Genomic DNA, 16,947 nt, shown 5'->3' on the forward strand with positions numbered 1-16,947 from the left:
CGATGGTCGCCTCGCGCTACACCCCGCCACTGCTGCGGCCCCTCGGATGGGCGCGACAGGCCTTGCTGGCTCCGCGCGATCTGCTGGCGCGGATGGGTCATCAGATGACCTTCATGATCCGCAGCATCGCCGCGGTACCGCAGACCTTCCGGCACTACAGCTCGGAAGTCTGGCGGCTGCTCGCCGATGTCACCTGGGGCAACGGCGCGATCCTGGTGGGCGGCGGGACATTCGGTGTCATCATCCTGCTCGGCATCATGGGTGGGGCCACGGTGGGTATCGAGGGGTACACCGCACTCAACCTCCTCGGCATGGCGCCGGTGACCGGTGGCGTGTCGGCATTCGCCACCACCCGTGAGCTCGGACCACTGCTGGCCGCGACGGCGTTCACCGCGCAGTCCGGGTGCCGTTTCACCGCGCAGCTGGGATCGATGCGCATCAACGAGGAGATCGACGCACTCGAGTCGATCGCCATCCGTCCGTTGCCGTATCTGGTGACCACCCGGATGCTCGCGGCGACCATCGCGGTGGTGCCGCTGTACTCGGTGTCGTTGGCCGCCAACTATCTGTCGTGTCAGGTGATGTACCAGATCCAGAGCGGTTCGGGCAGAGGCGAATACCTGCACTACTTCTATCAGTTCGTCTCCTCACGCGATCTGCTGTTCTCGGTGCTCAAGGTGATTGTCTTCGTCATCCTCACCACCTTCGTGCAGTGCTATTACGGCTATTTCGCGGCGGGCGGACCCGAAGGTGTGGGCGTGGCCGCCGGCCGCGCGATACGTCTTGCGATCATTGTGATCGTCTTCGCGAATCTGGCCATGACACTGGTGTTCTGGGGCGCCGGACCCGGGATCAGGATCTCGGGGTAGGCGGCGATGGCACGACGACGTGGGGACCCGTCACTCAACGGATACGCGATGCGGGGGCTGGCCTGCCTGGTGGTCGCCGCAGTTGTGGTGACACTGCTCGTGATGAGATACCGCGGCGACTTCAGCGATCAGGTGAGGGTCGACGCGGCGCTCAATGACATCGGCGACGGCCTCACGTCGCATGCCGACGTTCGCTACAACGGCTACATCGTCGGGTCGGTCGACTCGGTGTCCCTCGATGTCGGCGCCGGCGAGGTGGCCACGGCGTCGACTCGCAAACTCGTCCACATGGACCTCGACCCGACACAGGCCAGGGGGATCCCGTCCAACGTCACCGCACGAACGGTGCCCGCCAACCTGTTCGGGGTCAACTCGGTGGAACTGATCGTGCCGACCCGACAGTCGGCCGAGCAGATCAGCTCCGGTCAGACTGTCCCGGCCGACGTCTCCGCCGAGACGATCGCGTTGCAGGATGCGCAGAATCAGCTGCGGACGCTGCTGACCGCTGTCCCACCGGCCGACCTGGCCTCGATGCTCGGTGCGCTCTCGGATGCATTGCGGGGCGGCGGTGCGACCTTCGGCATGTTCGTCGGTCTGCTCGACGGGTACTGGAAGGCGATCAACGCGCAATTCCCCGACGGTGCCCCGTCGGGTTTCGAGAATTTCGACGACACGATGCGCGGGCTGCGGGCGTCGATGCCCAAGGCCACGGATGTGCTCGCCAAGGCGATCATCCCGTCGGTCACCCTGGCGGGTCATCAGGCGGACCTGGCCGCGATGCTCTCGGCCGCCACGCAGGCGACGCAGTCGGCCCACACTCTGTTCGCCCGAAACCCCAACAGCGCCAAGATCCTCACCGCCGACCTGTCGACGGTGCTCGGCGCCCTCACCCGCCGCAGTGACGCGATCCCGCAGTCGTTGGCGGCACTGGACTCCCTGGCCCAACGCGCGCTGGGGATCTTCACCGGCGTCAACGGCCGCATCCAGCTCAATCTCGGCCTCTCGCTGACGCCCTGGCAGCAGTACACCGCCGCGAACTGCGCGGTATACGACGGCGGCCAGTACGGCATCACACGGGCACCGAACTGTCCCGCCGGTGCGACCGGCGGCTGGTCGCCGAGTCGGCCCGACACGGGTTCGGTGGGCGGCAATCTCGGCCTGGTCACCACCGCGAAGGACGCCGCCACGGTGTCGGCGGCATCGGGTTCGACGGCCAGCGCCCCCGAGACCCTCATGCTCGGCCCGTTGGTGCGGTCGATCATGATCACCCCGGCGCCAGGTCACGGAGGCCGACGATGAGCGCTCCCGCCGCGTCATATCGCAAGCCGCTCATCGGGTTCAGTATCTTCGCGATCGTTGCGCTGCTGGTCACCTACACGATCTACTCCACACTGGAACGCTCGGTGGACGGACCGACCTCGTCATTCGTGACCACCTTCGGTGACGCCGCCGGCCTGCGATCCGGTGACGACGTACGTATGGCCGGGGTGCGCGTGGGGCGGGTGGAATCGGTGTCACTCGATCACGGGCGCGCACAGGTGCGCTTCATCGTGGCGAAGTCCCAGAAGATCTACGCGGCGACCCGCGCCGCGATCCGCTATCAGAATCTGGTCGGCCAGCGCTATCTCGCCTTGTCGCTGGTGGACGGGAAACCCAGGACCGTCATACATCCCGGATCCACTCTGCCCCTTCCCGGTGAGGACTCCTTCGATGTCACACGATTGCTCGCCGGGTTCCAGCCGATCTTCGACACGCTGGCGCCCGACCAGGTGAATGCGCTGTCGCAGGGTCTCGTGCAGGCATTCGACGGCGATGACATCTCGCTGAGCTACACGATCGCCCAACTGGGAAAGTTCGCCGGTGACATGGCAGGTCGAGACCAGGTGCTCGGAGCGGTCATCACCAACCTGTCGCAACTCATGTCGGAGATGGCCGGACAACAGGATTCGATCTCCTCGACGCTGTTGTCGCTGCAGAAGGCGATCACGACTCTCGACAACAACTCGGCGGCCTTCGGCCGGGGGGTGTCCGACATCGGCCAGGCGGCGTCGGGGATGGGAGATCTGTTGGCCCGGCTGCGGCCCGGGCTGGTGTCGGCCTCGAGCACACTCGCCTCGGCGACGAGGGGACTGGTCGGCGACGGCGCCGCACTCGACACGATCGCCACCGATCTGCCGACTTTCCTGCTGTCGCTGCCCCGCGTGATGGGGACAGGTGCCTATCTGAGCCTCTACATCTGCGACCTCGACATCTCGATCGGCAACGTGCTCTTCCCGCCCGGGATCATCAACAAGATCGGCGGCACGGCACATTCGGCGGTGTGCCGATGAACACCGGTGTGAGGCGTCTGCGGATGTCGTTCTCGGCGCACAGATATGCGTGGATCGGCGTCGCCGGTGTGATCGTGATCGTGGTGGCACTGGTCGCCACCTTGGGCATCGGGCGTGCAGGCATCGGAAAGCGTTCCTACGATGGCGATTTCGCGCAGGCCGGCGGTATCCGCTCCGGTGATCCGGTACAGGTGGCAGGTGTCGACGTCGGCGAGGTGTCGGCCACACGCCTGCGGGGCGACCACGTCCACATCGTGATGAAGGTCGACGACTCGGTGCGTCTGCGCTCCGACGCCTCGGCGGAGATCAAACTGTCGACCCTGTTGGGCCGCCGCTACATCGACCTGAGCCTCGGGGATTCGGCCAGCCCACTGCAGGGCAGTCACATCCCCACCACCCGCGTGCCCTACGACCTGCAGCAGACGATCGAGCGTGGCACGCCGATCATCGCGGGGGTGGATGCGGACTCGTTGGGCCACAGCGTCTCCGATCTGGGGTCTCAGCTGTCCGGACTGCCCGACACCGCACGCGAGACGGTGGATTCGCTCACCGAGATGTCGCGGGTCTTCACCGATCGCAGCGACCAGATCACCCGGTTGATCGCCGACACCGACACCGTCACGAAACTCGTCGACGACCGCCAGTACCAGCTCGCGGTGATCGTCGGTCAGGGGCAGAGCCTCGCGGCCAAGATCGCCACCCGCGAACAGTTGCTCACCCAGATGCTCGATGGCGTGGCACAACTCGTCACCCAGGCCCGTGCACTGGGTGACCAGGACAATCAGCGGTTCGCGGCACTGTTGGTCAACCTCGACACGATCAGCCGGGGCTTGACGAAGAACCGGGACAACCTGCGTCACCTGCTCGAGATCCTGCCGCTGACCGCGCGCGCGACGAACAACGCCGTCGGCGACGGACCCTATGTGAACTCGGTTCTGACCTGGGGACTGTTCCCCGACAACTGGCTGTGTCTGGCAGGGGCGGTGACCGGATGCGCGCAATGAGACGACCCCCGATCACCGGCCTTCGCGGCGGGCCGACCGCGCACGTGTCGGCGGCCGCGCTGCGCAGCCGCCTCGTGCAGTGTGCGGCGCTGGCGGCAGCGATCGTGGTGGGTCTGGCCGGGTGTGGGCTGGTGCCCGGTCAGGCGACCCGTGCGGCGGGCCGGGCGAACGTCATCACCGCCTACTTCGACAACGTCGCCGGACTGTTCCCCGACAACGACGTCGACGTCCTCGGCATGCCGGTGGGCCGCGTGCTCTCCGTGGATCCCGACGGACAACGGGTGAAAGTGCGGATGACCGTCGACAAGTCCGTGACCCTGCCGGCGTCGGCGACCGCCGCGATCGTCAACTCGTCGATCATCACGACCCGTCATGTCGAACTGGCGCCGACGTATTCGGGTGGCCCGAAGCTCGCCGACGGCGCGGTGATCACCAAGACGCGCAGTCCGGTACAGATCGGTGACCTGTTCGATTCGGTGGACCGCCTGGTCTCGGCGCTGTCGACGACAGCGGACGGGTCGAAGCCGGTCGGTGATCTGCTCGATGCGGTGAGCGGGGCGACCGCCGGCAACGGTCGAGCGATCCGGACCTCCATCGACGAACTGGGCAAGGCCGCCCAGCTCGGTGCGAACAACGGCGATGCGCTGGCGACTCTGATCACCCGGTTGGAGTCGATCACCTCGACGCTGGTGGCCGGGTATCCGAAAATGCTGGCGTTCTCGCGCGGTGTGACACAGGTATCTGACCTGTTGGCACGCCAGGCACCTGGGCTCCAGGGCACCCTCGACGCGATCAACGAGACCCTGGAGAACACGTCGAATTTCCTGCGTTCCAACGCCTCCACACTCGGCTCGAGCACAGGACGGCTCGCCGCACTGGCAGCCAACCTCGGTGACTACTCGAGACAGGTGGTGGAGTCGATCGATCTGGCACCGTTGCTCTTCGAGAATCTCGGAAACTCCGTGTCGCTCCCGCAGCGGGCGTGGCGGGTCACCGCTTTCGTCGACAAGTCGCTACTCGACAACGAATCGTTGTCGATGCTGTGCGACACCCTGCATCTGCAGCCCAACGGTTGTCGGACGGGCAAGCTCACCGACATGGGGCCCGACCTGGGGATCGCCGGCGCGCTCGACGGGCTCCTGGGAGGGCAGCGCTGATGTGGTGGGTGCAGCGACGACCTCGAGGTCGCAGCGCGGCGTTGTGGGCGACGGTGTGTGTGGTGGTGACGGTGCTGCTCACCGGCTGCGGCGCGATGCCGTCACTGACCGTCGAACAACTCCCGCTGCCCGCCCCCGGCGGTGTGGGCGATGGCATCACGGTGACAGCGCGATTCGACAATGCGCTGAACCTGCCCGACAAGGCCAAGGTGAAACTGGGCGGCACCGACGTCGGTGAGGTGACGTCGATACGCGCACAGGACTATTCGGCGATCGTCACGATGCGGGTGAAGCGATCTGCGCGTGTCGCGGTCGGCACCGGTGCGCAGCTGCGTCAGGCGACGCCACTGGGAGATGTGTTCGTGGCACTGACCGCGCCGGCGCGCACCACCGGCGCGGTGATGTCCGACGGTGACATGATCACCGGTCCCACCGGTGCTGCTGCCACCGTCGAGGACATCCTGGTGTCGGCCACCGCGATCGTCGACGGGGGAGCGCTGACTCAACTGCAGCAGATCGTGCAGGAACTGAGTCTGGCCGTGGGTGGCCACGGCGACGAGATCCGTGGTGTGGTCGATGGATTGACCACCGCCATCCGTCGTCTCAACGACAACAGCGTCGAGGTCGATCACTCACTCGACCAACTCGCCGGACTGACCGGAGATCTCGCTGCCGGCAGGCAGAAGATCACCGCCGGGATCCGGGCGCTGGGACCCGCACTCGACACCGTCACCAACCAGACGTCGTCGATCCTGTCGACCTTCGACACAGTACGCAGCGTCACCGGGGCGGTCGACGACTTCGTGGCGACCAGCCGCGACCAGGCCGTGCAGTTCGTGGCGAACCTCAATCGATTCGCCACGGCACTCGACGAGTCGACCGCATATTTCGTCCCCCTGGCCACGAAGCTGCACACACTGACACCGCAGTGGGTGAACTCGATGCGCAGCAGTGCCGCCGCGTTGTCGGCCAAACTCTACTATCTGACAACCGGTTTCGGCGCCGACGACGGGGCTCGTCTGCCCGGCCTCGACGATCTGCGCGCCGGCGCCGACAGTCTCGAGGAGACGCTGCAACGTGTCATCGCGCGGCTGACCGGGACGCGGGGGTGCTGCCGATGAGGGCCCGGTTGCGTGCACACTCGACGCTGGTCGCCAATTTGTCCCTGCTGCTGATCCTGGCGGTCGGGGTGGCCTTCCTCGGGTTCGGTGTGCTGCGATGGCGACCCTGGGACGACACCTATCGGGTGACTGTGCACTTGGCCGATTCGGCCGGCATCCAGAAGAACTCCGATGTGACACTGCGCGGTTTCCGGATCGGATCGGTCGAATCAGTACAGGTGCGCCCCGACTCCGTGGACGTGGTGGTGGCGATCTCCGGAGACCACCGCATCCCGTCGGACTCGCCGGTGTCGGTGCAGAACCTCTCTGCCGCCGGTGAACAGTATGTGGATTTCACCCCCGCGGGTACAGCGGGGCCCTACCTGCACGACGGATCGTCGGTGGCAGTACATCAGACCCACACGATGGTGAGTTTCCCTACACTGCTGGCACATTCGACCGACGTGATCGGACAGATCGCGCCCGACAAGCTGCGCTCGACCATCGACGAGCTCAACGTCGCGCTGGCTGACGACGGGCCCGACAGTGACACCAACCGGCTGCGCACACTCTTCGACGCAGGCGGCACCCTGTTCGCCGACCTGTATCGCGTGATGCCCCAGACGACCCAGTTGATCCGCAACGCCGGTGAGATCTTCGCGACCAGTGCGAACATCGGGCCGGATCTCTCGACGACCGTCGACAACTTCGACGTGGTGATGAACTCCGCGATCGCCGCCGACAAGGAGTTGCGGACCCTGTTGACCCAGTCGCCGGCGGAGCTGACCTCGGTGGCCGGTTCGGTCTCGGCCGTCACCGATCCGATCACCGATGTACTCAAGCAGTTTCAGCTGATCGCGCGTCAGGGTGCCGTGCGCGCACCGGCCTTGGCGAGTCTGTTCCCGGCCATCGTCGACAACTCCCCGAAACTCGGGAACATGTTCCACGACGGCGCGTGGTGGGCGGTGGCATCGCTCTACCCCCGCCCCTACTGCGACTACGCGGTGACGCCGACCCCGCCCACTCAGATTCTGGCGATGACGGTGCCCACGAACCTCTACTGCGTCACCGACGACACCCGCCAGCAGAACCGGGGATCGGCCAACGCGCCTCGTCCACCTGGCGACGACACCGCGGGCCCGGCGCCCGGAGCCGACCCCACGGCGCACACCACGCCACTGAACTGAGCGTCGCCGACCCGGACATCCACCGACCAACCAGACCAGCGATCAATCAGACCAGCGACCAAAAACCAACCAGACCAGCAGAACCGGCCACGACCACGACAGGAGAGTGATGACCGTGTCCGACACGACAACGATCGATCACAGCACCGGACCAGGCGAACTCGAGGATCCGGAGACCGGCGACGCGCAGGTCGAGACGCCTGCGGCGGGGGAGACAGCAGCTGGAAAGACTGCGGCGAGAAAGACGGCGGCGGAGAAGACTGCGGTTGAAAAGACTGCGGCGAGCTCTGCTGAGCAGGAGGCGACCCAGGAGAGGTCGACCGGTGCGGGTCCGACCGCCGCGCGGGCAGCGACCTCGCGACAGCTGTCGATCACCGTGAGCGTTCGCGGCGTGATCCGGGTTCTCGCGGTCCTGGTGATCCTCGGGCTCGCGGCGGCGGCAATCGTGTTCGGTGTGTTGTGGTCTCGGGGGCATGATCTCGAACAGGCACGCGGCGAGGCATCGGCATCGTCGACGCATTTCGTCGAGGAGCTGGTCACCACACTCAATGCCGCCGACGCCGATCAGTACACGGCGCGGATGACCCCGTTGGCCACCGGAAAGCTCAAGGCCAATCTCGAAGCGCAACGCAGCCAGACCCAGCAGAACGTGGCCGAGATGAATCTGAAGGTCACCCCGTCGATCTGGTCGTCGTCGGTGCAGGAGGCGACCACCTCGCGTGCGACGACCGTGGTGATCGCCGAGGTGACCGGCACGAGCAAGACCGCCGTGTCGCCGGTCACCGAGACGCTCGTGTTCCGGCTGCATCTGGAGAAGCACGGGAGCCGTTGGCTGGTGGCCGATTTCGAGGGCCTCCAGGGCGGTGACAGTACCCAGGCCGGTGGTACCCAGGCCGGTGGTACCCAGACGGGTGGGGGCCAGAGCGGTGGTACCCAGACGGATGGGGGCCAGGCGGGTGGTGCACAGCCTGCGGATCCGGCTGCCACACCGGGCGGCTGAGCCGATCAGCGCAGGTTGCGCAGTCCGGTCAGGGCGTTGGCCACCACGTCATCGATCGATGCGTCGACGTCGACAGTGATACCGGGCTCGTCGGGGGCGAGCGGTTCGAGGGTGTCGAACTGCGAGTTCATCAGCGAGGTCGGCATGAAGTGGCCTGTCCGGGCGGCCTGCCGTGCCGTGATCACCTCCCGGGAGCCCTGCAGATAGACGAAGACCACTGTCGGACAGCGGCTTCGGATCACGTCGCGGTAGCGGCGCCGCAGTGCCGAGCAAGCGATGACGCCGCCGGGATGAGTGGCCAGCCAGTCGCCGACCCGGATGAGCCAGCCGGCGCGGTCGGCGTCGTCGAGTGGATGGCCGGACGACATCTTGGCGATGTTGGCCGCCGGGTGCAGCGCGTCGGCGTCGGCGGTCGGAGCGTCGAGCGCATGCGCGAGTTCGGTGGCGACGGTTGACTTCCCGCACCCCGACACCCCCATCACCACGACCGGACGCCTGGCGGTGGGCTCACTCCGCGTCATGGCGTCCCAGTGGTGGTGCTGCGATCGGCGAGATGGACCTGACCGGTGCCGACATCATCGGATCATCTGGTCAACACCGCCACGGCACCGTCGGCGAACAACTGGTCAGCGGTGACGGTGCCCGACAGCACACGCTCACCGACGATGTCGTGCCAGTCTCCGTCGGGCAGGTCGAGTGTGGTCGAGGAGCGCAGGGTGTCGGAGAACGAGACAGTCCAGCGCGCCACGGCGACGACGACCTCGACGTCGGTTTCTGTGCGGCCGCGGCCGAATGCCAGTACGTGGGAGCTGCCCGGCCCATCGGACAGCAGCGGCACATACGACGATCCGGCGCCGAACACGGCAGGCCGAGCCTTGCGCAGATGTCCGAGCGTGGTGACCAGTCGCGTCTTTGGGTTGTCGGGGTCGGCGTCGTAATCCACCGGGCGTCGGTTGTCGGGGTCGGCCAGCGAATCCTCGTACCACTGGGTGCCCTGATAGATGTCGGGGAAGCCGGGCACGGTCATCGCCAGCGCCTTCTGCACATGTGACTGCGCATACCAGTGCGGTGCGAGTTCCTCGACGAGCGTGGAGATCTCGGCTCCGCAGGGTCCGTCGATCACGTCATCGATCCAGCGGTGGACACTCGACTCGAAGGCCTCGTCGACATCGATCCAGCTCGTCCCCACGCCGCCTTCACGCATCGCCTTGGTGGCGTACTCGTGGAACCGTCGGCGCCCGTCGGTGCCGAGTCCGCGGCCCACCGGCCAGATCCCGAAGAGGTTCTGGCGGAAGAACAGTCCCAGTGTCGCCTCGGGGGCCGGAGCATCGTTTTCGGAGTTGCGCACGATCTGCGACCACCGCGCGGGCACCTGTGACAGCAGACTGATCCGGGCACGCACGTCCTCGCCGCGTTTGGTGTCGTGCGTGGAGGTGGCGGTCATCGCCGTCGGCCACTTGTGCGCCCGGGTGCGGTTGATCCAGTGGAAGGTGTCGGCGTCGATGGTCGGGATGATCGGATCGCACCCCACCTCCTGGGTGCTCACCAGCCGTGCCGTGCGATAGAACAGGCAGTCCTCGACGCTCTTGGCCATCACCGCGCCGCTCACCTGGGCCAGCCGTACCGATGCCTCCCCACCGACGGCGATCGCCTCGGACACGAGGTGTGCGGCCGGGTGATCGGCGGAGTTCTGGGCGATGACGTCATCGAGCAGAGAACCCAACACGGGGTAGTCGCCGCGGTACACCGGTGTCCCGGCGATGATGTCGGTCAGTGCGCCGGTCAGATCGGCGAGGTCGGGGTCGCTGTGGGCATCGGCGTCGCGGATGACAGCCCGGCGGAGCCGGGCCAGCTCGGAGGGGAAGGTGGTGGTGGCGACGTGGCGTTTGAGGGCGAGCTTCTCACGGGAGAGCCAGTCGGCGTCGCCGGGATGGGTACCCCATGCGGCGTGCAGGGAGGTCAGCCCCTCCATCCCACTGGGGTCCACGAGCACCGCGCCCAGCACGGCGAGATGGTCATAGCCGGTGGTGCCCTGCACCGGCATCCCCGGGTCCAGCGGTTCGTCGTCGGAGAGGATCTTCTCGACGATCACGATCCGGTCGTCGCCGAGGTCGGCGCGCAATCGGGTGAGATAACCGATCGGGTCGGCCAGGCCGTCGGGGTGGTCCACCCGGATGCCGTCCACGAGATCCTCCGCGGCGAGCAGCCGCACCAGGGTGTGGGTGGCGTCGTAGACCTCCGGATCCTCTTGGCGCAGACCGGCCAGACCGTCGACGGAGAAGAATCTGCGATAGCCGATGAGACCGGATCGCCAGGGGACGAGTTTGTAGTGCTGGCGGTCGTGGACGGTCTGCGGGTCGGCACCGTCATCGGTGCTGCCCGAGGCCACTGGATAGCGGTGTTCGTAATAGGCCAGTTCGGTGTCGCCGGAGCTCTCGTCGGTGACGAGTTCGAGTGAGGACTCGTCACCCTCCTCCCCGAGAACCGGTAGTGCGATACGGCCGTCGGCTCCATTGTCGACGGCGAAGTCGATGTCGAAGTAGCGGGCGTACTGCGAGTCGGCGCCGTGAGTCAGCACATCCCACCACCAGCAATTGGCCTTGGGGTCGGCCACGCCGGTGTGGTTGGGCACGATGTCGACGATGATCCCGATGCCGAGATCGCTTGCGGCGCGGCGTAGGTCACGCAGACCGTCGAGGCCGCCGAGCACATCCCACACCTGTGGCGGTGGGACCCAGTCGTATCCGTGGTCGGATCCGGGCTGCGACTGGCCGATCGGCGACAGGTACAGGTGGCTGACACCCAGCTCGGCGATCTGCGGGACATGTTCCACCGCATCGGCGAAGGTGAACTGCGCATTCATCTGCAGTCGGTAGGTGCAGGTGACCGCGGGGCGGGCACTCGGCGATCCGGTGGTGCGCTGCGTCATCGTGGCACACTCTCTGTTCGTCGGGAGAAATGGTCGCGAATTGCCGCAGGCGCCTGATTCACCGGTGGCTCATCGTGATTTCTTCAGGACCAGAAGTGATCGTCCCGCCACCTCGAACGGAGTGTCGGGCGTAACGGTGATGGCTGACACGCCACGGCTGTGCGCGGTGTCGAGAACACCCACCCACTCGCGCGCACCCAGCCAGGTCGGCACGCTGAAATCGATTGCCTCCCAGTAGGCGTTGAAGCACAGCACAAAGGAGTCGTCGACAACGGCGCGACCGCGCAGATCGGTCTCGTGGATACCCTCGCCGTTGAGGAAGACGGCCAGGCTCTTGCCGAATCCGCTGTCCCAGTCGGCCTCGCTCATCTCCTGTCCAGCCGGGGTGAGCCAGGAGATGTCGCGTTGCTGGTCGCCAGAGCGGATCGGGCGGCCGCGGAAGAAGCGGCGCCGACGGAACACCGGGTGTTCGGCGCGCAGCCGGATCACCTCGCGGGTGAACTCCACCAGATCGGCGTTCTCCTCGGCGAGATCCCAGTTCATCCACGACAGCGGCGAGTCCTGGCAGTAGACGTTGTTGTTGCCCATCTGCGTCCGGCCCATCTCGTCGCCGTGGGCGATCATCGGCGTTCCCTGCGACAGCATCATCGTGGCGAGGATGTTGCGCTGCTGACGCGCCCGCAGCTCGTTGATCTCCGGATCGTCGGTGGGTCCTTCGACGCCGCAGTTCCACGAGCGGTTGTGACTCTCGCCGTCGCGGTTGCCCTCTTCGTTGGCCTCGTTGTGCTTGTCGTTGTAGGACACCAGATCTCGCAGCGTGAAGCCATCGTGGGCGGTCACGAAGTTGATCGATGCGCTCGGACGCCGACCGGTGTCCTCATACAGATCGGAGGAGCCGGTCAGGCGTGAGGCGAACTCGCCCAGTGTCGACGGCTCGCCCCGCCAGTAGTCGCGGACCGTGTCGCGGTACTTGCCGTTCCACTCCGTCCACTGGGGCGGGAAGTTGCCGACCTGATAGCCGCCTTCGCCGATATCCCACGGCTCGGCGATCAGCTTGACCTGGCTGACCACCGGATCCTGTTGGACGAGATCGAAGAATGACGACAGCTTGTCGACATCATGGAGTTCGCGGGCCAGGGTCGCCGCGAGGTCGAATCGGAAGCCGTCGACGTGCATCTCGGTGACCCAGTAGCGCAGCGAGTCCATGATCAGCTGCAGGGTGTGGGGATGGCGGACGTTGAGGCTGTTACCGGTTCCGGTGTAGTCCATGTACATCTCGGGCCAGTCGTCGACGAGCCGGTAGTAGGCGGCGTTGTCGATGCCACGGAAACAGATGGTCGGCCCGAGATGGTTGCCCTCGGCGGTGTGGTTGTAGACCACGTCGAGGATCACCTCGATGCCGGCCTCGTGGAATGAGCGCACCATCGCCTTGAACTCGTTGACCGATGACCCGGCCTTGCGCGCTGACGAGTAGTCGGCGTGCGGCGCCATGAACCCGAAGCTGTTGTAGCCCCAGTAATTCCGGAGACCCAGATCGAGCAGACGCTGATCCTGCATGAACTGATGCACCGGCATCAACTCGATCGCGGTGACGCCCAGTCGCTTGAGGTGGTCGATGATCGCCGGATGCGACAGGCCCGCGTAGGTGCCGCGCATCGCCTCGGGAACCTCGGGGTGGGTGGCGGTCATACCCTTGACATGAGCCTCGTAGATGACGGTCTCGTTGTACGGCCGACGCGGAGGACGGTCGTTGCGCCAGTCGAAGAACGGGTTGATGACCACCGAGATCATGGTGTGCCCGATCGAGTCGTATCCCGGGCGATCCGGGGTGCGGCGATCCTCGGACCCGTCGGTGACCGGGGCGTTGCCCTCGGCGGTCAGCGGGTCGGTCGCGGCCGCTACCCGGCCGTCACCCTCGTCGCTGTCGTCGCCGCTCTCCGCGTCGCCGCGCTCGGTGTCCTCACCCGCATCCGACGCCTCGTTCTCCGAATCGGTGTCGCTGCCAGTCGATTCGGCGCCGTGGTTGTCGGTGTCGGCATCGTGATCACCGTCAGCAGATGTCGCGGCGTCGTCGGCGACCACCTCGGTCCCGGCTGGCTGCGCGGCGTCTGGGTCAGGGTCGGTCGTTTCGGGATCTGTTGGCGCAGAGGATGTCTCGGCGGGGTCGTCGTCGGACACCTGTTGATCGGACGCAGGGTCCTCGGTGTCGGGTTCGTCGCCGGGCAGCTCGATCGCATACGAGTACAGCGACCGGTCGCCGTCGAATTCCCCGTGGAATGCCTTGCCGTACGGATCGAGGAGGAGTTTCGAGGGATCACACCGTAGGCCCTGCGCGGGATCCCACGGGCCGTGGATGCGATAGCCGTAACGCTGACCGGGAACGACAGCCGGCAGGTAGCAATGCCAGACGTAACCGTCGACCTCGTCGAGCGCTATGCGTCGCTCACTCCCGTCACGTGCGATCAGACACAGTTCGACCTTGGTGGCCACTTCCGAGAACAGCGAGAAATTGGTGCCGGCGCCGTCGAAGGTGGCGCCGAGCGGGTAGGGCGAGCCCGGCCACACCATCAGTTCGTCGGCGAGGAGCGGCTCGATGTCGGAGTCACCCGCCTCGGCGCGCTGTGCCGGCGAGGCGTCGTCAGCCGGGGCGGCGGGCACCGGTGTCGATTCGGGGGCCGACGACTCACTTGACGGGGTCGCCGACGAGGAAGTGTCGGAATCCGACTTCGACTCATCCGTTCCGGGTGTGGCCTCAGTGGCTCGAGTGGTCTCGGTGGCCTGCGGGTCGCGCGCGTTCGATGATGTGGCGGTCATGCCCACCCTTGCGAAGTCATGTGACGAGACTAGCCCCCGCCGTCGTGGCCTTCATGTCGGCGAGGCCGGTGTGCAGGTCGGGTGATCGTCGACGTGATCAGGCCCACGGCAGGGCGTTGTGCATCTGGCGTCCGAGCTCGTCGGTGATGCTGCGGACGAAGGTCGCCGACAGGTGATGCCAGTCGTGGTAGACGATGATGTTGCCCACCACGGCCGGACAGATCTGCGCGTTGCACACCGCATTGGACAGATCGAGCGGATGCAGGCCCGGGTAGTTCGCCACGATCGCGTCGGTGGGGTTGACGGGGTCCAGCGCGGTGGAGCGCTGTGTCGCGCAGGTGGTGTCGGGATCGTTGCCGTCGGCCAGGCAGGTGGGTGTGTCGATGGCCCCACCGGCGCTGTTGTGCGGCCAGGGTGTGTCGCGGATGCCGAAGACCGGGATGCCCGCAGCACTGAACTGGCCGAAGATCGGGAGGTAGTCGGCCGGGACGGCGTCGCCGCCGGTGATCCCGTCGCGTGGGCGGGTGCTGTTGGTGAACACGGCGTCGGGACGGTCGGCGATGATCCGGTCCATCACCCGTACCACCCAGTCGTGGCACTGCGGGTAGGGCTGTCCGAGTTGGGTCGGGTTGGGATCCGCCGACAGCGGACACCCCATCTTCAGGTAGGTGGTGACGCGGAAGTGGTTGCGTTTGCCGAGGATGTCGAGTGCGGTGATCCAGTGCTCGGCGTGCGATCCGCCGGCGAGCGCGATCGTGTGGGTGGCGGTCGGGTCGCCGTATACGCCCACCCGGATGCTCGGATCGGTGAAGTTGCTGATGTCGCCGCGGAAGGACGTGATGGGGAGGTCTTTGAGCACTGTGAGCGGCGTCGGCTGCGGGTCGACATGCGCGACGGGCAGGTTCTCGAGGAAGGCCCGGCCGCCGGGATAGATCTTCGGGTCGAGATCTGCGGTGTCGACGGTTGCCGTGGACACGTGGTGCTCCCACATCCTGATCGACACCACCACCGCGGCGGTCGCGAGGACCAGCACGGTGGTGACCACCGTGCTGTAGGTCAGCAGTGCGCGTGCCCATCGGCCGGTCCGGCCGGTGCCGGCTGAGGGCGTGGACGAGCGCGATCGTGATCGCGCGTGCGGGTCGACGTTCTCCGGCTGGATCGTGACCCAGCCGGAGGTGGAGTTCTGCAGGGCAGATCCCGCGGTGGGCCGGGGCTGCGGGTCGGACGACGGGACGGGCGAATCCGGGAGCAGGTCGTCCAGCGGGGCATCGGCCGCCGAGCCGACCCCGTCGGCGGCGGTCGCCTCCTCGGTGACCGTGGGCCGGGCTCGAGGACGGATTCCGCGCAGCGGGTCCTCGACGAGGGTCTTCGTCAGCCACGCCACCACCAGCGACAGCGCCAGGATGAGCAGTCCCTCGATCACCCCGGCGTGGTTCTTGCCCTGCCAGGTCAGATAGAAGATCAGCAGCGGCCAGTGCCAGAGGTAGAGCGAATACGACACCGAGCCCAGCCACACCGGGCCGCGTCCGGCCAGTGCCACGGTGGTCCTCGGTGGCGTGGCGTCGGCCGACGTGGGGGCACCCGCCCAGATGATCGCCAGGGTGGAGACCACCGGGACCAATGCCTTGGCACCCGGATAGGACTCGACGCCGTTGATCCACCACCCACAGCTGATGATCAAACCGAGCGCCACCAGGATCACCAGGTCGCGGAGAAGGCGCGGCAGTCGGACCCGCGGCATCCAGATGGCCAGGAGTCCGCCGATCAGCGGTTCCCACAGACGCGAGAAGGTGTCGTAGTAGTTGAACGGCTGGTTCACCGACATCCGGTACTGCGCCCAGGCGAAGGATGTCGCCGCGAGCGCCAGCACCACCACGAAGACCAGGCTGCGCATGACGGCAGCCGTGGCGGTGCGACCGAGGATGCGACCAATGATCTTGACGACCCCGGTGAGCGCCATGGCCGCCAGCAGCACGCCGACGAAGAACTGTCCCTGCATCGACATCGACCAGATGTGCTGCAGCGGACTGTTGGCCGAACTCGCGGCGGTGTAATCCTGCGAATTGAAGGCCAGATACCAGTTTTGGTAGTACAGCAGGCTCGCGATCCACTCGCGGCCGATGCTCACCCAGCGGGTCTGTGCGACGACCGCGACCGTGAGCACCGCGACCGCGATCAACATCGTGACCAGCGCCGGGAGCAATCGGCGGATGAGTTTGCGCACGCGCGGGAACGGGTTGACCGCATCGATCAGGCCCACGGTGTCGGATTGGCTGCGGATGGAGTGGCGTAGCAGCGACCCGACGAAGAAATAGCCCGACAGGGTGAGGAAGACATCGACACCACCGGAGACACGGCCGAACCAGACGTGGAAGCAGGCGACCAGCGCGATGGCGATCCCGCGCAGACCGTCGAGATCGGTCCGATATGCGGGCGCGCGTGACGGTGTGGCGTCGGCGGCGCGCGTGACCGTGGGTGCTGCCACGTGACGATGCGCCTTTCGTGTCGTGCCGGCCAGGTGCGGCCGAGGATCCGGGGGCGTGCCGGTCGACGTGCG

The 16,947-nt window shown here is 66.6% G+C and carries 12 protein-coding genes; 8 read left to right on the forward strand and 4 right to left on the reverse strand.

Annotated features, from left to right (window positions below):
- Positions 1-2 precede the first annotated feature (2 nt).
- The 8 genes from IEW22_RS02300 (at position 3) to IEW22_RS02335 (ending at position 8,647) form a co-directional block, all read left to right on the forward strand.
- Positions 3-869 (forward strand): ABC transporter permease, encoded by an 867-nt coding sequence (locus tag IEW22_RS02300; RefSeq protein WP_188584954.1) that lies wholly within the window; start codon positions 3-5, stop codon positions 867-869.
- 6 nt (positions 870-875) lie between these two features.
- Positions 876-2,168 carry an MlaD family protein gene (locus tag IEW22_RS02305; protein WP_188584955.1) on the forward strand — a complete coding sequence of 431 codons (1,293 nt, stop codon included), beginning with the start codon at positions 876-878 and terminating at the stop codon, positions 2,166-2,168.
- Positions 2,165-3,199: an MCE family protein gene (locus IEW22_RS02310; RefSeq protein ID WP_188584956.1), complete on the forward strand. Its 1,035-nt coding sequence runs from the start codon at positions 2,165-2,167 to the stop codon at positions 3,197-3,199. Before IEW22_RS02305 ends, IEW22_RS02310 begins: the two co-directional genes overlap by 4 nt.
- Complete coding sequence (locus IEW22_RS02315; RefSeq protein ID WP_229742098.1) at positions 3,196-4,203, forward strand: MCE family protein; 1,008 nt, start codon at positions 3,196-3,198, stop codon at positions 4,201-4,203. Before IEW22_RS02310 ends, IEW22_RS02315 begins: the two co-directional genes overlap by 4 nt.
- Positions 4,200-5,360, forward strand: a complete 1,161-nt coding sequence (locus IEW22_RS02320) for an MCE family protein (RefSeq protein ID WP_188584957.1) — start codon at positions 4,200-4,202, stop codon at positions 5,358-5,360. Before IEW22_RS02315 ends, IEW22_RS02320 begins: the two co-directional genes overlap by 4 nt.
- Positions 5,360-6,481: an MCE family protein gene (locus IEW22_RS02325; protein ID WP_188584958.1), complete on the forward strand. Its 1,122-nt coding sequence runs from the start codon at positions 5,360-5,362 to the stop codon at positions 6,479-6,481. Before IEW22_RS02320 ends, IEW22_RS02325 begins: the two co-directional genes overlap by 1 nt.
- A complete protein-coding gene (locus IEW22_RS02330; RefSeq protein ID WP_188584959.1) occupies positions 6,478-7,647 on the forward strand; it encodes an MlaD family protein in 1,170 nt (389 codons plus the stop codon). Before IEW22_RS02325 ends, IEW22_RS02330 begins: the two co-directional genes overlap by 4 nt.
- 115 nt (positions 7,648-7,762) lie before the next feature.
- Positions 7,763-8,647: a hypothetical protein gene (locus IEW22_RS02335; RefSeq protein ID WP_188584960.1), complete on the forward strand. Its 885-nt coding sequence runs from the start codon at positions 7,763-7,765 to the stop codon at positions 8,645-8,647.
- A gap of 5 nt (positions 8,648-8,652) precedes the next feature.
- Here the strand turns inward: IEW22_RS02335 and IEW22_RS02340 are convergent, their stop codons facing one another.
- The 4 genes from IEW22_RS02340 to IEW22_RS19960 form a co-directional block, all read right to left on the reverse strand.
- Positions 8,653-9,168 (reverse strand): gluconokinase, encoded by a 516-nt coding sequence (locus tag IEW22_RS02340; protein WP_188584961.1) that lies wholly within the window; start codon positions 9,166-9,168, stop codon positions 8,653-8,655.
- A 62-nt stretch (positions 9,169-9,230) separates the two neighbouring features.
- A complete protein-coding gene (gene treY, locus IEW22_RS02345; RefSeq protein WP_188584962.1) occupies positions 9,231-11,576 on the reverse strand; it encodes a malto-oligosyltrehalose synthase in 2,346 nt (781 codons plus the stop codon).
- Between the two features lie 69 nt (positions 11,577-11,645).
- A complete protein-coding gene (gene glgX / locus IEW22_RS02350; protein ID WP_188584963.1) occupies positions 11,646-14,390 on the reverse strand; it encodes a glycogen debranching protein GlgX in 2,745 nt (914 codons plus the stop codon).
- Between the two features lie 97 nt (positions 14,391-14,487).
- Positions 14,488-16,875, reverse strand: a complete 2,388-nt coding sequence (locus tag IEW22_RS19960; protein ID WP_229742100.1) for an acyltransferase family protein — start codon at positions 16,873-16,875, stop codon at positions 14,488-14,490.
- Positions 16,876-16,947: the final 72 nt, after the last annotated feature.

The sequence above is a fragment of the Gordonia jinhuaensis genome (assembly GCF_014639795.1).
GTDB lineage: Bacteria > Actinomycetota > Actinomycetes > Mycobacteriales > Mycobacteriaceae > Gordonia_B > Gordonia_B jinhuaensis.

Coding starts and splice junctions, on each gene's coding strand:
- IEW22_RS02300 (WP_188584954.1), top strand. CDS start 3: ATGGTCGCCTCGCGCTACACCCCGCCACTGCTGCGGCCCCTCGGATGG.
- IEW22_RS02305 (WP_188584955.1), top strand. CDS start 876: ATGGCACGACGACGTGGGGACCCGTCACTCAACGGATACGCGATGCGG.
- IEW22_RS02310 (WP_188584956.1), top strand. CDS start 2,165: ATGAGCGCTCCCGCCGCGTCATATCGCAAGCCGCTCATCGGGTTCAGT.
- IEW22_RS02315 (WP_229742098.1), top strand. CDS start 3,196: ATGAACACCGGTGTGAGGCGTCTGCGGATGTCGTTCTCGGCGCACAGA.
- IEW22_RS02320 (WP_188584957.1), top strand. CDS start 4,200: ATGAGACGACCCCCGATCACCGGCCTTCGCGGCGGGCCGACCGCGCAC.
- IEW22_RS02325 (WP_188584958.1), top strand. CDS start 5,360: ATGTGGTGGGTGCAGCGACGACCTCGAGGTCGCAGCGCGGCGTTGTGG.
- IEW22_RS02330 (WP_188584959.1), top strand. CDS start 6,478: ATGAGGGCCCGGTTGCGTGCACACTCGACGCTGGTCGCCAATTTGTCC.
- IEW22_RS02340 (WP_188584961.1), bottom strand. CDS start 9,168: ATGACGCGGAGTGAGCCCACCGCCAGGCGTCCGGTCGTGGTGATGGGG.
- treY (WP_188584962.1), bottom strand. CDS start 11,576: ATGACGCAGCGCACCACCGGATCGCCGAGTGCCCGCCCCGCGGTCACC.
- glgX (WP_188584963.1), bottom strand. CDS start 14,390: ATGACCGCCACATCATCGAACGCGCGCGACCCGCAGGCCACCGAGACC.